16 protein-coding genes are annotated in these 17,203 nt (G+C 60.1%); 10 read left to right on the plus strand and 6 right to left on the minus strand.

The features are described from left to right. Nucleotides 1-51: 51 nt before the first annotated feature. Genes MHJ63_RS00750 through MHJ63_RS00785 form a run of 8 tightly spaced genes read left to right on the plus strand, consistent with a single transcriptional unit; the run spans nucleotide 52 to nucleotide 9,031 of the window. The gene (locus MHJ63_RS00750; protein WP_239445861.1) at nucleotides 52-1,329 is read left to right on the plus strand and encodes a cytochrome P450; all 1,278 of its coding nucleotides are present in this window, start codon (nucleotides 52-54) and stop codon (nucleotides 1,327-1,329) included. 19 nt (nucleotides 1,330-1,348) lie between these two features. After that, nucleotides 1,349-2,470: a PEP/pyruvate-binding domain-containing protein gene (locus MHJ63_RS00755; RefSeq protein ID WP_239445862.1), complete on the plus strand. Its 1,122-nt coding sequence runs from the start codon at nucleotides 1,349-1,351 to the stop codon at nucleotides 2,468-2,470. Nucleotides 2,471-2,480: 10 nt separating this feature from the next. Then, on the plus strand, nucleotides 2,481-4,349 hold the full coding sequence (locus tag MHJ63_RS00760) for a PEP-utilizing enzyme (RefSeq protein WP_239445863.1): 1,869 nt from the start codon (nucleotides 2,481-2,483) through the stop codon (nucleotides 4,347-4,349). After that, the gene (locus tag MHJ63_RS00765) at nucleotides 4,346-5,104 is read left to right on the plus strand and encodes an SDR family NAD(P)-dependent oxidoreductase (protein ID WP_239445864.1); all 759 of its coding nucleotides are present in this window, start codon (nucleotides 4,346-4,348) and stop codon (nucleotides 5,102-5,104) included. Before MHJ63_RS00760 ends, MHJ63_RS00765 begins: the two co-directional genes overlap by 4 nt. A gap of 42 nt (nucleotides 5,105-5,146) precedes the next feature. Then, complete coding sequence (locus tag MHJ63_RS00770) at nucleotides 5,147-5,467, plus strand: 2Fe-2S iron-sulfur cluster-binding protein (RefSeq protein WP_070506716.1); 321 nt, start codon at nucleotides 5,147-5,149, stop codon at nucleotides 5,465-5,467. A gap of 35 nt (nucleotides 5,468-5,502) precedes the next feature. Then, a complete protein-coding gene (locus MHJ63_RS00775) occupies nucleotides 5,503-6,774 on the plus strand; it encodes an NAD(P)/FAD-dependent oxidoreductase (protein WP_239445865.1) in 1,272 nt (423 codons plus the stop codon). Between the two features lie 11 nt (nucleotides 6,775-6,785). After that, on the plus strand, nucleotides 6,786-7,520 hold the full coding sequence (locus MHJ63_RS00780; RefSeq protein WP_239445866.1) for an HD domain-containing protein: 735 nt from the start codon (nucleotides 6,786-6,788) through the stop codon (nucleotides 7,518-7,520). Beyond that, nucleotides 7,517-9,031, plus strand: coding sequence for an aldehyde dehydrogenase family protein (locus tag MHJ63_RS00785; protein WP_239445867.1), 1,515 nt, complete (start codon nucleotides 7,517-7,519; stop codon nucleotides 9,029-9,031). The genes MHJ63_RS00780 and MHJ63_RS00785 overlap by 4 nt, the downstream gene beginning before the upstream one ends. Nucleotides 9,032-9,150: 119 nt before the next feature. Here the strand turns inward: MHJ63_RS00785 and MHJ63_RS00790 are convergent, their stop codons facing one another. Further along, on the minus strand, nucleotides 9,151-9,837 hold the full coding sequence (locus MHJ63_RS00790) for a DUF2848 domain-containing protein (RefSeq protein WP_239445868.1): 687 nt from the start codon (nucleotides 9,835-9,837) through the stop codon (nucleotides 9,151-9,153). A 129-nt stretch (nucleotides 9,838-9,966) separates the two neighbouring features. Here MHJ63_RS00790 and MHJ63_RS00795 point away from each other — a divergent pair, with 129 nt between their 5' ends. Next, on the plus strand, nucleotides 9,967-11,325 hold the full coding sequence (locus tag MHJ63_RS00795) for an MFS transporter (protein WP_239445869.1): 1,359 nt from the start codon (nucleotides 9,967-9,969) through the stop codon (nucleotides 11,323-11,325). Nucleotides 11,326-11,362: 37 nt separating this feature from the next. On the opposite strand, the gene MHJ63_RS00800 is transcribed toward MHJ63_RS00795, so the two are convergent. Beyond that, nucleotides 11,363-12,031, minus strand: coding sequence for a GntR family transcriptional regulator (locus MHJ63_RS00800; protein WP_239445870.1), 669 nt, complete (start codon nucleotides 12,029-12,031; stop codon nucleotides 11,363-11,365). A 99-nt stretch (nucleotides 12,032-12,130) separates the two neighbouring features. Here MHJ63_RS00800 and MHJ63_RS00805 point away from each other — a divergent pair, with 99 nt between their 5' ends. Next, nucleotides 12,131-12,964, plus strand: a complete 834-nt coding sequence (locus MHJ63_RS00805) for a carbon-nitrogen hydrolase family protein (RefSeq protein WP_239445871.1) — start codon at nucleotides 12,131-12,133, stop codon at nucleotides 12,962-12,964. Between the two features lie 359 nt (nucleotides 12,965-13,323). Here MHJ63_RS00805 and MHJ63_RS00810 read toward each other — a convergent pair whose 3' ends face one another. From MHJ63_RS00810 to MHJ63_RS00825, 4 genes are all read right to left on the minus strand, one after another. Further along, complete coding sequence (locus MHJ63_RS00810; RefSeq protein WP_338110358.1) at nucleotides 13,324-13,968, minus strand: ABC transporter permease; 645 nt, start codon at nucleotides 13,966-13,968, stop codon at nucleotides 13,324-13,326. 36 nt (nucleotides 13,969-14,004) lie between these two features. Continuing rightward, nucleotides 14,005-15,339: a Fic family protein gene (locus MHJ63_RS00815; protein ID WP_239445872.1), complete on the minus strand. Its 1,335-nt coding sequence runs from the start codon at nucleotides 15,337-15,339 to the stop codon at nucleotides 14,005-14,007. Nucleotides 15,340-15,615: 276 nt separating this feature from the next. Next, complete coding sequence (locus tag MHJ63_RS00820; RefSeq protein WP_239445874.1) at nucleotides 15,616-16,371, minus strand: SDR family NAD(P)-dependent oxidoreductase; 756 nt, start codon at nucleotides 16,369-16,371, stop codon at nucleotides 15,616-15,618. Further along, the gene (locus tag MHJ63_RS00825; RefSeq protein ID WP_239445875.1) at nucleotides 16,368-17,171 is read right to left on the minus strand and encodes an SDR family NAD(P)-dependent oxidoreductase; all 804 of its coding nucleotides are present in this window, start codon (nucleotides 17,169-17,171) and stop codon (nucleotides 16,368-16,370) included. The genes MHJ63_RS00820 and MHJ63_RS00825 overlap by 4 nt, the downstream gene beginning before the upstream one ends. Between the last annotated feature and the right edge of the window lie 32 nt (nucleotides 17,172-17,203).

The following is a 17,203-nucleotide window of genomic DNA, read 5'->3' on the forward strand; positions in this document are numbered from 1 at the left end:
CTCACACTAGGTGGAGCAGTTATCCATCCATTGGTTTTCTGAGGAGTCGTTTTGACTGACACCACTTCCACGACCGGTTGCCCGTACGCCGCAGCTGTGTCCGGCGCGGACAAGGACTACCACGGCTACAAGCCGTTTGATCTGAAAGACCCGTTCGGCGCCTACGCTGAGCTACGCGAGGAAGCGCCGGTCATGTTCGATGACCGCGTGGGCCTCTACGTTGTGACCCGCTACGACGACGTGAAGGCCGTCTTTGACGACTGGGAGACGTTCTCTTCTGAGAACGCCCAGGCTCCTGTACGTAGGCGGGGCCCTCAGGCCACCAAGATCATGGAAGAAGGCGGCTTCACGGCCTACTCCGGGCTTTCGGCCCGTATCCCGCCGGAGCACACGCGTATTCGTTCGATTGTGCAGAAGGCTTTCACCCCACGCCGATACAAAGTGATGGAGCCATTCATCCGGCAGAACGTGGTGGATCTGCTTTCCGCAATGCTGGATAACCCGGATAACCAGGGCGACATCCTGCGGGATCTGGCCTACGACCTGCCGACCATCACCATCCTGACCCTAATTGGCGCGGACGTTGAGAAGATTGACGATTTCAAACGCTGGTCGGACTCACGGGCAGCGATGACATGGGGCGATTTGAGCGATGAAGAGCAGATCCCACACGCCCACAACTTGGTTGAGTACTGGCAGGAATGCCAGCGCCTGGTAGCTGAGGCCCACGCGAACGGTGGGGATAACCTCACGGCTGACTTGGTCAAGGCTCAAGACGAGGGCGCTGAGATCACCGACCACGAGATCGCGTCCGTTCTCTACTCGCTGCTGTTTGCCGGGCATGAGACCACAACCACGCTGATCTCTAACTGCATGCGTGTGCTGTTGAACCACCCGGAGGACTGGCAAGCACTGATCGATGACCCTAAGAAGATCCCGGGTGCCATCAACGAGGTCCTGCGTTACTCGGGTTCGATTGTCGCTTGGCGCCGTAAGGCACTCAAAGACACCGAGGTTGGCGGGGTAAAGATCCCTAAGGGTGGGGAACTGTTGCTGGTCATGGGTTCCGCGAACCGTGATGAGAGCCAGTTCGAGAACGGTGAAGAGTTCGATATTTCCCGCCCGAACGCCTCCGAACATTTGTCTTTCGGTTACGGCATCCACTATTGCCTCGGCCAGATGCTGGCCCGGCTGCAAACCAAGATCGCGTTGGAAGAGATCGTCAAGATCGCCCCGCATCTGCAGCTGGTGGCACCGGAAGAGATCACCTTCCGGGAGAACATTTCCTTCCGCGTCCCCGAGTCCGTTCCGGTGCGCTGGGCTAGCTAGGTTCTAGGAGTTTCAAGCGATGAAATCTAATGAGTTGATTCAGTTCTTTGATGGCGGCATCGAGCCTGAACTTGAGCAGCTAGGCGGTAAGGGTGCCTCCCTGGTTTCGATGACTGCGGCTGGTATGCCGGTCCCGCCAGGTTTTGTGGTGACGTGCGCTTTGTTCGATGAGTTCATGGCCGCTCACAACCTCCACCATAAGGTTCGGGAAGCGCTCGAAGGTCTCAATCCGGATGATGTGGATGAGGTCGAAGAGATCTCCAAGAAGGTTCGGGAGAAGATTCTGTCCGCTCCGGTCCCGCCAGCTTCCTCCGAGCTGACTCGCCAGGCCCACGAGGCGCTCATGGAGCGTTTTGAGGAGCCGGTCCCGGTCGCTGTGCGTTCTTCGGCGACCGCGGAAGACCTGCCGGATGCGTCCTTTGCAGGCCAGCAGGACACCTACCTGTGGCTGGAAGGCTTCGACACGGTTGGTGAGCATATCCGTAAGTGCTGGGCCAGCCTCTATACGGCGCGGGCTATCTTGTACCGCCTGAAAAACAACATCCCTGACGAGGGGCTGTCCATGGCGGTGGTCGTCCAGAAGATGGTCAACGCTAAGGTCTCCGGGGTCGCTATGACCCTTGATCCGGCCACCGGGGACCGCTCCAAGATCACCGTTGATTCCTCTTATGGTGTGGGCGAGATGGTGGTTTCCGGTCAGGTCACCCCGGACAACATCATGGTGGACAAGGTCACCATGGGGCTCGTTTCCGAGCATATTGGTAACAAGCACGCAGAGCTGGTCCCGGATGTAGCAGCTAAGACGCTGATTGAGAGGGAAGTGGACGCTGAACGCCGTGCGGTGCGTTCCTTGAACGATGAGGAACTCACCCAGGTGGCTGCCATGGCTAAGCGTGCAGAAAAGCATTACGGCTGCCCACAGGACATCGAATGGGCCCTAGATGCTGACCTCCCAGACGGGGAGAACTTGCTGTTGCTGCAGTCTCGCCCCGAGACTGTCCATTCCTCCAAGAAGCCTGCCGTGAAACCGGCCAGCACCGGTGGATACGCAGCGAACCTGACCGGTTCCCTCACTGGTGCCGCCGGCAACGGTGGCTCCTTCTCCCTGTCCTCTATCACCTCCGCTTTTATTAAGAACTAAGGAACGCATCATGGCGATGAAGTCTTTCCCTAAGCCCTCTGAACTACCAGTCCCTGAGGGGGCTGAAGGCTGGGAGAAAATCTATCCGTATTATCTGGTCTTCCAAGACAAGCTCAAGGACGAAGAGGATCAGAAGTTCTGGTTCTGCGATTCGCAGCACTGGCCTACCGTTTTCAAGCCGTTTGAGACTATCGGCGCTGAGTTCGCTGTGAAGTGCTTAGGCCAATACAACGCACGCCACTTGATGATCCCTACCGCTAAGGGCATCGAGTTCCGCGTGCACCTGGGGTACTTGTACATGTCTCCGATCCCGGTTCCTGAAGAAGAGATCGCTGAACGGGTTCCGGAGTTTGAAGCCCGCATCGGGCACTACTTCCAGAACTGGCAGCCGCTACTGGATCAGTGGCACACCAAGGTGCGCGACACCTTGAATGAGATGGAGTCGATCGAGTTCGAGCCCTTGCCGGACATGGTGCCTATGCAGGACATCCAGGACGGTGTGGGCAAGGACGGCTCGGAGCGGCTGCTGGAGGATTACGACCGCCTGATCCAGCTGGCTTACCAGAACTGGCAGTACCACTTTGAGTTCCTGAACCTGGGCTACATCGCTTATCTGGACTTCTTCAACTTCTGTAAGGAAGTGTTCCCGAACATCCCGGAGCAGAACATTGCCGTGATGGTTCAGGGCGAGGACATGGAGCTGTTCCGTCCGGATGATGAGCTGAAGCATCTGGCGGTCAAGGCTGTGGATCTGAATCTGCAGGAACACTTCACCAACACGGACGATGCGGAAGCAACTCTGGCCGCGATCGCCGCCGCTGAGGGTGGGGATCAGTGGCTGGCTCAGTGGGAAGAGGCGCAGGATCCGTGGTTCAACTTCACCACCGGTAACGGCTTCTACTGCCACGATAAGTACTGGCGCGACCATTTGGACATCCCGCTGGGCTTCATCGCTGACTACATCCACCGCTTGGAGCAGGGCCAGCAGATTCTGCGCCCGATGGCCGAGCTCGTTGCCGAGCGTGAGCGCATCATCAGCGAATACCAGGACTTGCTGGATGAAGAGACCGCAGCGATCTTCGATGCCAAGCGTTCCCTGGCAGCTACCGCGTACCCGTATGTGGAGAACCACAACTTCTACATCGAGCACTGGACCATGGGCATCTTCTGGCGCAAGGTCCGTGCCTTGTCTAAGGTCTTCGCAGACGCCGGTTTCTGGGCAGATGACGAGGACATGCTGTACCTATCCCGCACCGAGGTCCGCGACGCCCTGTTCGATCTGGTCAACTCGCACGGCATCGGCGCTAAGGCGATCGGTCCAGTGTACTGGCCGGACGTTATCGCTGAGCGCAAGAGCATCGTGACCGCCTTGAAGAAGGCCCGCCCAGCGCCAGCGTTGAACACGCCACCGGAAGCAATCACCGAGCCGTTCACCCGCATGCTCTGGGGCATCACCACCGAACAGGTCCAGCAGTGGCTGGCAGGCGATGACGTCAACGAGTCTGGCCTGAAAGGCATGGCTGCGTCCCCAGGCACTGCGGAAGGCTACGCCCGCGTGATCATGGATGCCGATGAGATCGGTCAGGTCCAGCAGGGCGAGATCCTGGTGGCGCCGGTGACCGCCCCGAGCTGGGGTCCGATCTTCGGCAAGATCAAGGCCGCAGTGACCGACATCGGCGGCATGATGTCCCACGCTGCGATCGTGTGTCGCGAATACGCACTACCGGCGGTCACGGGCACAGGTTCGGCATCCACCACCATCCAGACGGGCCAGTACCTGCGCGTCAACGGCACCGCCGGCACCGTGGAAATCCTCGACGGACCGTCTGATGAGGGCGCCGAAGCCGAGTCAGCTACCGCGGAGGCAGCGCTCTCATGAGTGCCAACAACCCGCAAACCGCTCTGATCACCGGGGCAGCCGGCGGCCTGGGCCGAGTCTTCGCACTCGGCTTCGCCGCTGCCGGCTACCGGGTGGTCTGCGCAGACCGCAACCTCGAAGGCGCACAAGAGACCGCGAACATGGTCAACACCGAACGCGGAGAAGACACCGCGCTCGCCGTCGCAGTTGATGTCACTGACGTGGACTCAACGGAGGCCTGCGCCGCTGCCGCCGCTGAATTCGGGCACGGCAGCATCGACGTTCTGATCAACAACGCGGCGATCTACGCGACCATCACCCGAAGCCCCTTCGAAGACATCGACCCTGCCGAGTGGGATCAAGTCATGGCCGTGAACCTTAAAGGTCCGTGGCTCATGTCCAAGGCCTGCTCGCCGCATATGCAAGACGGCGCGCGCATCGTGAACCTGGCCTCAGCCACCGTGTATTCCGGTTCCGAACAGTGGGCCCACTATGTGGCATCCAAGGCCGGGGTCATCGGGCTCAGCCGGGTACTGGCCAAGGAGATGGGCCGGCGCAACATCCGCGTCAATGCGCTCGCTCCAGGCTTCACACTCACCGAGGCCTCGCTCGGACTCATGGAGGACGCTGCCAGCTACGGGGTGGACCGAGGCGCTTTGCGCCGGGCTTCCGAACCCGAAGACATGCTGGGCGCCGCCCTGTTCCTAGCCTCCGACCAATCCGGTTACGTCGCCGGGCAGACCCTGGTAGTCGACGGCGGCCGCCAATTCATCTAAAGACTTACTCCCACTGTTCTTATCTCAAGGAAGGACACCACAATGAGCAACGTAGTTTTCACTGACGCTTCCGGCGTGGAACGCACCGCGACCGCTCAAGCCGGCGATTCAGTCATGCAGACCGCAAAACGCAACGGCATCCCCGGCATCACCGCCGAATGCGGCGGCGCGCTCTCGTGCGCAACCTGCCACGTATTCGTCGATGAACGCAGCCAAGACGCGTTCGAACCCATGGAAGAGCTGGAAGACGAAATGCTGTGGGGCACCTCCGAAGACCGGGAAGACAACTCCCGCCTCTCTTGCCAGCTACCTGCCGACGCCGCCGAGACCATCTACGTCACCACCCCGGCCACCCAGGTCTAGGCGTTAGCCGACCGCAAAGAATCTAGGACATACACATGAAAACGGATGTGCTGATCATCGGAGCCTCCCAGGCGGGGGTGCAGTTGGCCATTTCGCTACGCGAAGATGGCTTTACCGGCACCATCACCATGGTGGGCGAAGAAAACCACCGCCCCTACCAGCGCCCCGCGCTATCCAAAGAGTTCCTGGCCGGGGAAATCGAATCAGAGCAACTGATTTTCCGCAGCAATGACTTCTGGGATGAGCAACGCATCACCCTGCTCAAGAACACACGGATCACCGAAGTGGACGGCGCAGCCAAGACCGCCACGACCGATGCGGGAGAAGAGATCCACTACGGCCGGCTCGTTTTGGCTACAGGTGCACGCGCTCGCCGTTTGGCCGCGCCAGGGCTGGAATCCAACCCGGCAGGTGTGCACTACCTCCGCACCGCTGATGACGCTTTGGAATTGAAGGCTGTTGTGCCTGATGTTCAGAACGTCGTGGTGATCGGTGGCGGGTTCATCGGCCTGGAGGCAGCGTGTTCGCTGCACGGAATGGGTAAGGCAGTGACCGTGGTTGAGGCTGGGCCTCGTCTTGTGGGCCGGGCGGTTTCGGCTGAAGTCGCGGAGCTGTTCCTTGAAAAGCACCGTGAGCGTGGCCTTGATATCCGGTTGGAAACCGGGCTTGACTCCGTTGAAGTCGATGAGCAAACCAATAAGATCACCGCGGTGATCCTCAGCGACGGAAGCCGCATCCCGGCTGACCTGTTACTGGTCGGCATCGGAGTTATCCCCAACACCGAGCTTGCGGAACAGCTCGGATTGAAGGTAGACGGCGGCATTGTGGTGGACGAATACGCACGCACATCTGACGGCCACACCTTGGCGGTGGGGGACTGCACCATCCTGCCTAACCCGCTGCCGGACCACCTGAAGGCGCCGTCCGTGCACGGCACCCCGGCGAGCGACCAGGTGCGGATCGAGTCAGTCAACCACGCCATCGAACAGGCTAAGACCGCGTCCCAGACCGTTCTCGGCCGCCACGTCCGCTACGAATCAGTGCCGTGGTTCTGGTCCAATCAGGCAGATCTACGGCTACAGATCGCGGGTCTGAAAGATGGCTACACCGACACCGTGACGCGTTCGGTACCGGAGAAGAACAAACACACCGTGCTGTATTACCGCGACGGCAAGATACTGGCGGCCGACTGCATCAACGCGCCTCTAGATTTCATGGCTGTCCGGCAGGCCTTGACCGTAGGGAAGAACATTCCAGCGGATGAGGCCGCGGACCCGAACACCATGCTGAAGAAAGTGATTGGCTAAGGAGAGCCTCCATGACGTCCACGCAAGAAACCACCGCGGAAGCGGACCCGCGGGCTGAGGCCTTCGCGGTAGCCTACCCGGTCCGGCCTATCCCTACCGAGCAGCCCATCAACACTGACCCGATCTCCTGCCCGCTCAGCGCAGAAGCAGAGGCGGAGCTGGCTAAGTACAACCCGATCTGGGAAAGGATTGTCCCGGAATCCCGCACCCGCGGCAACGACATTCACTTGCCGATCTCGCTACGTTTCGCTCAACGCTTGTGCGACGCCTACCCGGATGCGGACCGCGACCTGGTGATGATCTCGGTGATTCTGCACGACACCGGGTGGGCACATGTTGATGAGTCCCGTATCTTGTCCGAAGGTTTCGGCGACAACTGGCGTAAAGCGGCCATCCGGTTCGAGCACGAAGAACAGGGTTGCAACGTGGCCCAGCGAGTTCTGGGGGAGTTGGATTACTCGGAAGAGTTCATCGAGAAGGTTTGCGAGATCATCGATGGGCATGACACCCGCCCGGTCGCTTACAGCCTGGAAGATGCGTTGATGCGCGATTCCGACCGGTTGTGGCGCTTCGACCACGCGGGTATCTCGCTTGCGGCTTCCTGGTTTGGTCAGGACCCGGCCTGGTACACGGACCGTTTGACGGTCGAGATCATCCCGGAGTTGCTGACTCAGGCTGGTTACGAGATGGGCACCACTGATTTGGCGCGCAGCAAGGAGCTACTGCAGACGGGGATTCTGCGATGAGCACTCTCAACCTGGAAAACAGTCCTCGCACGGTGCGGGCTGAGCTGGATATTCCATACCGGCATGTGGACACACACTTTATCGGTGGCCAGTGGGTTCAGGCGCACGCGAGCGAGCGTGCGGATGTGGTGGATCCTGCAACCGGTCAAGTGTGGGGTTCTGTCCCGCGAGGTAACGATGATGACCTGAACGCGGCCGTTGCAGCAGCTAAGGATGCGTTCGATGCCGGCGCTTGGTCCGGGCTTGAGGCCGCTGAACGCGCACAGTATCTGAACCGGATTGCGGATGAGATTGAGGCGCGGGCCGAGATCTTGTCATGGACTAACTCGCTAGAGAACGGTTCCCCGGTCGCAGAGAGTGCTGGTGCCGCGGCGAACGCGGCCGGTATTTTCCGGTATTTCGCGACCCTGGCGCACGTTATCGATGAGGAGGACGTGCGCCCAGCTCCTCGGGGTGGGTTTTCCTCGACCGTGAAGCGGGACCCGGTTGGGGTGTGCGCGTTGATCGCGCCGTGGAACTTCCCGATCAACCTGGTTGCTATCAAGCTGGCGCCAGCTTTGTTGGCTGGCTGCACTGTGGTTATCAAGCCCGCCTCGCCTACGCCGGTGTCTATCCGCATCGTCATGGATGCCATCGCAGCTGCAGGGGTGCCGGCCGGTATGGTGAATATGGTGACGGGGTCCGGCCAGATGGGCGACAAGCTGGTTCGGCATCCGGACGTGGCGAAGGTCGCGTTCACGGGGTCTACTCCAGTGGGCCGGAAGATCGCGGCGGCGTGTGGCGAGTTGTTGCGGCCAGTCACGCTTGAGTTGGGCGGTAAGTCTTCGGCTGTGATTCTGCCGGATGTTGATGTGGAGGTTCTGCGCGCTAACCTAGTGCGGTCCTGCCTGAGGAATACGGGGCAGACGTGCTACATTTCCACGCGGTTGATCGTTCCTACGTCACGGTACGAGGAGATCGTGCAACTAGTGGCTGAGGAGATCAGCGGGGCAGCCCAGGGGGATCCGTTGGCGGAGGCGACGGTGTTTGGGCCGTGCGCTACGGAGTCTCAATACAACACCGTGTTGGAGTACATCGATTCGGCTAAAGCCGAGGGTGCGCGATGCGTGACGGGCGGTGAGCCGGCCGACCTTGCTGGGGAGCTGGGGCAGGGTTTCTTTGTGAAACCCACCGTTTTCGCGGACGTCACACCGGACATGCGGATTGCACGGGAAGAGATTTTCGGCCCGGTGATCTCGATGATCAAGTACGACGACAGCTCGGGTGTTGAAGAGGCGATCGCGATTGCTAACAACACTGAGTTCGGTCTGGGCGGCATCGTTTTCACGGCCGACGAGGAGGCGGGCAGAGCGGTTGCCGAGAAGATCGATTCCGGGTCGGTTGGGGTGAATTTCTTCGCATCGAACCATGCGGCACCGTTCGGTGGCCGGCACGATTCGGGTATGGGTGTCGAGTACGGTCCGGAAGGGCTCCACGCCTACCTGTCCTATAAATCGATCCACCACCGGTAAAGCGATATTCACGTAACGGTTCCGGGCGGACTATATTCAGCTGGATTCGCGGAAGCGCCGGTAGCTAGCAGTGCTAGCTACCGGCGCTTCCGCTGTTGCACTACGAGCGGGGCGGCGTTTTACCCGATCGGTTCTGGCATTGGCTTGACGGTGTATGCCAGGTCGATGCTGTCTCCAGTGTCCCGGTTGGTCATGACCACGCGCCATTTGCTGGCGAACTGGTTGACTTTACTGTTCATTGGGATGGTGCCGGAGATCAGGATGGTGCCTTCTTCGGCATCACCGCGCTCGGTGAGCTTTTCGATCCAGTATTTAGGTGGCAGAAGTTCAGCCAAAGTGCCGTTTTGAATCTGCTGTTCGCTCCCGTCGGAGTCGGTCACGAATGCTTCAAGCCGGATGGAATCGAGGTTTTCCTCAACGTCCTTCAAGCGCCACGCCTTCTTGCCCAACACATCCGGTGACGCGTTCTTGCTCCAGGCAACGCCGTGTTCTTCAAGCGCACGGTCCGTGTGATCGCATGCCACGGTGAGCAAGATGTCGTTAGCTGTAAAAATGATGGCCCATTCAGCCTCGCCGGAGGTCTTGTTGTGTTGAACGTCGACTAGCTCAGTCTGCTGCGCAAGATATGGCGACACCGGGTAAAGAGACGGAATGGTAGTTGGGGCGGGCACACCGAGCTCGGCCAGTTCATCGATGTGGGCCTGGACGTCCTCTTGATTGCGGCCAGCATAGCCAGCGTTGAGGAGCTTCTGGACAGTGATTGTTTCGGTTGATCCGTCAGGTAGTTCGAAGCTGAGCGTCGTCATTTTGGCGTGTCCTTTCGAGCGTTCTCACATGCGTCGTCGAGGTCAGGTTTTCAGAATGCATTCTTGTATACAACTTGTATATAATCAACGATACCTGTGATCTGCCTCACGAGTGAAAGGGTGTTCGAAGTGAGCTCGGCGCCTAGTTCGGCCAACGCAAAGCCGGAAGTTTCAAAGAAAGATTTATACAAAGCCTTTACCGCGAGTCTGAGCGGTACCACGCTTGAGTGGTACGACTTCGCGATCTATTCAGCGGCAGCGGCAATCGTATTTCCGCAACTGTTCTTCCCAACCGATGACCCAATGACCGGCGTCCTGCTGGCGTTCTCCACCTACGCGGTGGGTTACATTTCGCGTCCGGTTGGCGGTATCGTGTTTGGCCGCCTCGGGGACCGGGTCGGGCGCAAGAACATCCTGGTGTGGACGCTCATCTTGATCGGTATCGCGACTGTCCTCATCGGTCTTTTGCCAACCTACGCACAGATCGGTGTTATTGCGCCGATCATCCTGGTCTTGCTGCGATTCGCGCAAGGCGTTGGGGTAGGCGGCGAATGGGGCGGAGCCGTCTTGCTCTCCGGCGAATACGGAGAACCTGAACGTCGCGGATTCTGGTCTTCTGCGGCACAGATTGGTCCTCCTGCAGGCAACTTGCTCGCTAAGGGCGCTTTCGCTTTGCTCTCCCTCATCCTCACGAACGATCAGTTCATGGCGTGGGGCTGGCGTGTGGCCTTCCTGGTTTCTGCACTTCTGGTTGCTTTCGGTTTGTGGATTCGCCTCAAGCTGGAGGACACCCCAGTGTTCCGCGCTGTCGAGGAATCTGGCGATAAGCCAGAGAAGCCGATCACTGAGTTACTCAAGTCTGAACCTAAGCAACTGGTTTCCGCGATCCTTTCCCGCATCGGTCCGGACGTGACGTACGCGCTGTTCACTGTGTTCACGCTGGCTTACGGCACGCTGGTTCTGGGTCTTGAACGCACGATGGTGTTGTCGGCTGTCATGATCGGTTCCGTTTTCCAGCTGGTGTGCATCCCGCTGGCCGGGCACATCTCGGACAAGATCAACCGCCGCTGGGTTTACGGTGTTTCCGCTGTAGCGGCGGCAACGTGGGGATTCATTTTCTTCCTGCTGTTGCACACCAACCCGACTCTGTGGATGTACGTGGGTATCCCGATTGGTCTGTTCTTCCACTCGTTCATGTATGGCCCGCAGGCTGCGTTTGTGATCGAGCAGTTCCACCCTCGTTTGCGTTACACGGGTGCATCCCTCGCGTACACCATCGCTGGTGTTTTGGGTGGTGCTATCGCTCCGGCCATGTTCACGCTGCTGCTCGATAAGACTGGCACGTGGGTCTTCGTCGCGCTCTACTTGACGGTTGCATGCTGCGTGACCATCATCGGTTTGGTGATGGGCCGCGATAACAACGTGGAAGAGGACTACGAATACCTCGAGTCCATCAATAAGTCCCGTCCGGTCGTCGCGGGGAACTAAAGATCAGCTGCGGTTCCGCGGTCCGTGACCGGCACGGTTACCAGGGGAAGCTCTTCCCTCGGTCAAGCTGGCCGAGGAGGATATCCCGGGTGATGGTGATGTGTTCACGGATCGCGGCGACTGCGGCGTCTGTATCGCCGGCGTCCAGCGCGTCGAAGATGGCGTGGTGTTCACGCAGGACCTCTTGAAAGCGGCCTTCGTTCATGGCGGCACTGATGCCAAATCGCATGTGGCTGACGCGCAGCTTTTGGTACATCTGCGACATGACTGCGTTGTCTGCGGCGTTGACGAGCGATGCGTGGAAGGCCTGGTCGATAGAGATGAACTCTTTGCGGTTTGCGGTGGCGATGTCGAGGGTTTCTTGTTCGGCTAGGAGGGATCGCATCGCGGTGCGGGGTACGGTGCCGGCGGCGATGGTCGCGCGGGCGCAGTGTTCTTCGATGAGGGACCGCATCGCGAAGGTGTCGCGGACGTTTTTGGCTGTTGTCGGCGGGACGTACGCACCACGGTGGGGGATCAACTCAACGAACTCATCGGCAGCGAGCATGATGAGGGCTTCGCGAATTGGGGTTCGCGAAAGCCCCAGCCGCTCCACCAAGGTGGCTTCGGTGAGGAAGGTTCCCTGCACTTCAGGGTCAGTGAGTACGAGCTCCCGCAACCGCTCATATGCGGCGATGCGGGCAGCCGGACCAACAAGTTTAGCCATAATTTCAACCCTAGCCTTTCGCTATTTAGATGTTCATAGCAGGCCAACGTTCGTGTCGACAAGAACCGGCGCAGTAGCTGGGGTGAGGAAGGAAGTTCAGTGAAGGTAGCAATCGCTCAGATCAATTCGAGCTCGGATAAGCAGAAGAACCTAGACCTGATTCAGCGCAACGTTGCGGACGCCGCTGGACATGGGGCGCGGCTGGTGGTGTTCCCGGAGGCGACGATGGCCCCGTTCGGTAGCAACCTGGCTGATGCCGCGGAGGAGTTGGATGGTCCGTTTGCTCAGCGTGTGCGTGAGCTGGCGGCTGAAGCTGGCGTGGTGGTAGCCGTAGGCATGTTCCGTCCGGGTAGCGGTGGCCGTGTCATCAATACGTTGTTCGTGACGGGTGTCGATGCTTCCGGCGAACGGGTCGAGGCGCATTACGACAAGATTCACCTCTTCGACGCGTTTGGGCACAAGGAGTCTGATGCGGTGGTTCCGGGGGATGCTCTTGTTGCGGTGAACATCGATGGAGTCACTGTGGGCTTGACGATCTGTTACGACGTGCGGTTCCCGGCCTTGTACACCTCGTTGGCACGTGCAGGTGCTGACGTGATTGTGTGCTCGATTTCGTGGGGTTCGGGTGAGGGTAAGGTTGAGCAGCTTGAGCTGTTGGGCCGCGCACGCGCCTTGGATTCTACGACGTATGTTGTTGGCTGTGACCAAGCTGATACCGCGGTGACCGGTGCGGAATCGACTCCAGGTTCCCCGAATGGGGTGGGGCATTCCTTTGTTGCGGGGCCGGACGGCAACATGATCGCATCAGCGGGAAGTGGCGTTGAGCTGTTGGTGGTTGACCTTGATGTGGATGCGGTGGCGCCAGCGCGGGAGAAGCTGCCGGTATTGCAGAACTCCCGCTTGGAAAGTGAGAACCGTGTCCGCGTGATGTGAGTGATGCACTTGTAAGGGGCAGGTGAGTAGCGTGCTGTGGGCGAGGTTTACTCGGCACCCAAGCGGCGGCTCCGGATGCAAACTTCTCCGAGGGGAAGCGGATTATCTTCCACCTCGATAATCGGCCGCGGTAACGCTGGCGCATGAATCTCATTCTTACCCGGAAATACAACGACCCCGAGCGTGAAGCGCGGGGTCGTGGGGTAAGGTGCACCGATCTACATCGGCGCTCGATGCCATTGTAAGCAGCCGGCTCAACGACATGCTGTCGGTCGGCGGTTAGCTTCGGTCAATGCGCGAGATGCGCAAGACGTAGCGCTAGACATCAAGAGCAGAGCGTTGCAAGCTTCCTCGTCTCGTCACTTCCTGCGCGTCAGGGCGAGTAGTGTCAGCCCGATGCCTGCCACGGTCCAGGCCGCCAGTACCAGCAGAGCCTGCCCACCGACGGAGTAGGTGTCAGAGACCAGTCCGGCGCGGATCACGTCCCCGGCGGGCATGACCGGCAGTAGCTTGTGCACTCGGGCGTACCAGTCGGGTAGCCGTTCCACCGGGAAGGTCACGGGGGAGAACATGAGCACGAAGAACACCATCACCTGGCTGACGACCTGCGCCAGCATCGCCGGTAGGGTCACAGCGATCGCGTAGCCCACAGCGGTGGCCATCACGGTCACCAGGAGCGCTCCGGTAATCAGCAGCGGCCAGTCTAAAGAGAACTCCACATCGAACCGCCACCACGCTGCCAGTCCGGCAACCACCACGCTGGGCAGGGCCACGAGCACCCAGAAGGTGAGGTAGGCGGTTAGCGCCCCTGCCGACCGGGGCGTGACGCTGCTGGTCCGGGACGTTGAAATGGTGCCGCGGGGTGTGGCGGTTCCGGTGAGTCGAAGCCTGGCACGCGAAGCGGGGCCGAGGCGCTCAGCGCCAAGACGCGCGAGGCCCTGCGTGAGGCGATGGGTCAGCGGCTGCGTCGGGTGATGCCGAAGCCGACCGCTGACTAGCTGGATGCGCGAGGCCTCCCGACCAGCGTAGAACTTCTTGCCTCAGCTCTGTGCCGGCCTGCCTGGTACGGGTCGGTTCGGTTCGCTGATGCGGGTATCGAACCGGGTGCTCGCCCACTTTCGTTGGGTTGAGTTCAGCAATTCAATGAGGTCTTTGGAAACGAAACCGCGTTTCCCCTTTCCCACATTGAGTGACTCAAGCACCCCGGTTTTCAAGAGATGGTCAAGAGCGTTCTTCGCTGACGTGGTGGTTGTTCCGGTTAGTTGGGCTGCCAGGCCGACGGTGAGCATCGGGAGCTTGGGTAGAACATCAAGAATTTTCCACACGGTTGAGTCTTCCCGCGGTATTCGTTTGCCGGTCTGCTCGGCATAGGTGGCGACCATCTCGCGGGCATCGCGTTCAAACTCGTCGAGCTCATCCCTGAGCGCAGCCGCAAGATCCACAGCGTCATCAGCGGCCGCGATGAATGTCCGGAGCCATGTGTTGATGCCTTCGCTGACGTTGAGCTCGCGGACAGGTTCAGCGTCCGATGCGAGCTCAGCACCGTTCGGGATGCCACGGAACGCCATGAGCCCGGCAATGTATTCATCTGAGCGTGTGAGTAGAACCTGGCTGATGGGCAGTACGGAGCTTTCTGTGAGGCCGCCCCGGACAAGTACGGTGTGGATGAGCGCGCGGCCGATGCGCCCGTTGCCGTCAGCGAAAGGGTGCAGGGTTTCGAACTGCGCATGCACCAGGCCGGCCTGGATAAGGCACCCTACGGCGGCGCCGCTCATGAATTCCACGAGGTCCTCCACGGCAGGAACTAGAACGTCTTCCGTGGGAGGGATGAACTCGGCTTCCCCTGGGTGGATCTCGCTCCCGCCCACCCAGTTCTGCCTGTCACGAATCCCTGAGGCGCCAAGGTGGGGTAACAGCTCTGTCTGTAGCTCTTCGATGCTGGCCCAAGTGATGTTTTCGGCTGCGCCGAGGCGTTCAACTGCGCTGGTGAGGGCCGCGATGTTAGCGGCGACTTCTGCCGCCACCGATGGATGCCTCGTGTCAGGGGTGCTGTTCGTGGCTTGTTCGAGTCGTTTGAGCTCTTCGACCACAATGTTTCGTGCGTTAGACCGTAACCCCTCCATGTAGGAGCTTGAGACGGCTTCGCTACGCAGAAGGTGCCGTGAGACGGCTTCGAGTTTGCCTGCGGCGTCGTGAAACTTCAGGTTTCGGATGCGCCGTTCCACGCGCCCGGCTTCGGCTGCTACTTCTGGATCGATGCGCCATTCAGGTGTGGTGAGTGAGAACGGCTGATACGCCCAGTAGGTTCCGTGCCAGCGGTCGCGCGGGCGCCGTGCATGATCAGAGGGGGTCCACTCCCTAGCTGTCCACGACATACGCACCAACCTTCCAGCAAGCGATGTGTATCTCAAGGATAAACCTTATTCTTGAGAGAATGCATGGTGTAGTCAAGGATAATCCTTATCTTTGACGGCTGTTCTCGCGCAGCCAAGGATAACTGGGAAGTTTGCGTGCGCTCCGGGTACTGAAAACCAAAACGACGGTGGCGCATGCGTTATCTCGCATGCGCCACCGTCGCTGTCAGCCGTGCTCTTAGCCGGCGATGTACTAGCCCGCCAGATCCTAGCCAGCTAGGTATAAGCGACCTTGCGTTAGCCGGCCATGTGGAGGCCGCCGTTGATGTGGATGACGTCGCCGGTCACGAAAGACGCGGCATCGGAGGTCAAGAACAGTACAACGGACGCGACCTCTTCAGGCTCACCGAAACGGCCCATCGGCGTTGAGTTGAGCGTCGCTTCACCCTTCTCAGCAATGAAGCTCTTGGTCATGGACGTCGCGATGATGCCCGGCGCAACCGCGTTCACGCGGATGCCGCGTGGGCCGAGCTCCCACGCGAGGCTGCGGCTGAAGGAGACGAGCGCGCCCTTCGTCGCCGCGTAGTGCGCGTGGTTCTTGCTTCCGCGTGCACCGGCCATCGAACCGAAGTTCACGATCGAACCGCCGTCGTGGATTTCTGGTTCGAGGTCGCGGGTCAGCGCGAACACGGCATCGAGGTTGATGCTCAGGGTGCGCCGCCACTCCTCATCTGGCATGCCGGCAACCGGATGTTCCGGGTAGATACCCGCCGCCAGAACCATGTGGTGCACACCGCCGCGCTCCTTGATCGCGGAAACCACCTGGGCGCGGGACTCGGCGTCAGTCAGGTCTGCGGCGACAGTGGTCACGGAGCCTGGCTCCGAAAGCTCGGAAGCAAGCTGCTCCAGCGGTTCCGGCCGCAAGTCAACAAGGACCAAGTCGGCGCCCGATGCGGAATACAGGTGAGCGCACTCGGCACCAATGCCGCCAGTTGCGCCGGTGATCAGAACAGTGTTCCCGGCGAATGCGTCAGTAGAGAAGACCTGGCTCATGCGTCTGTGTCCTTCGGCATGTTGGTTGGCCATGTGTACCAGTCTCCGGCGATCGTCATGCCGCCGTCGACTACCAGGGTGTGGCCGGTGATGAACGATGCGGCAGGGCTTGTGAGGAATACGATCGGCGCCGCGATCTCCTCGGGTTCCGCCCAGCGGTCCAGCGGGATGCGGGACCGGACTGGCTCGATGTCCAGCAGGCCTTGGTCCGTGAGCTTCTTGTTGAATGGGGTGAGCGTGTAGCCGGGTGCGACCGCGTTGACGCGGATCCCGTCACCAGCCCACTCAACGGCCAGCGATTTGATGAAGCCGATCACGCCGTGCTTCACGGTGTTGTAGCTGGCGCGTTTCGGCATGCCCTGAACACCCGCGACCGAGGAGATCGCAACGATCGATCCCTTGGACTCGGCAAGAAGCGAGTGCGCGGCCCGGCACGAACGCATCATTCCGGACAAGTGAACGTCCAGTAGCGGCTCCCACTGCTCGTCCGTCATCTCCGCGGTAGCAACAGGCTTCGCGTTACCTGCGGAGGTCACCAGCGCATCCAAGCGGCCCTCGTGCTCGCGGATCGAAGCGAACGCCGCATCGACCGCTTCACGGTTGGTGACGTCGGCGATGATCCCGCGGGCGTTCTCACCGAAGCTGGCAACAGCCTTGTCCAGCTGTTCTTCGTTGATGTCCATCAGGACCACACGGCCACCGTTAGCCACCCACTGCTGGGCGACCGCGTAGCCGATTCCGGAGGCGCCGCCGGTGATGGCGGCCGTAGGTTTCTGTGTTTCTGTGGTCTGTTTTTCCATGGTCTATCTCGATTCTTCGATTGACGCGGTGG

The sequence above is a fragment of the Pseudoglutamicibacter albus genome (assembly GCF_022346425.1).
Lineage (GTDB): Bacteria > Actinomycetota > Actinomycetes > Actinomycetales > Micrococcaceae > Pseudoglutamicibacter > Pseudoglutamicibacter albus.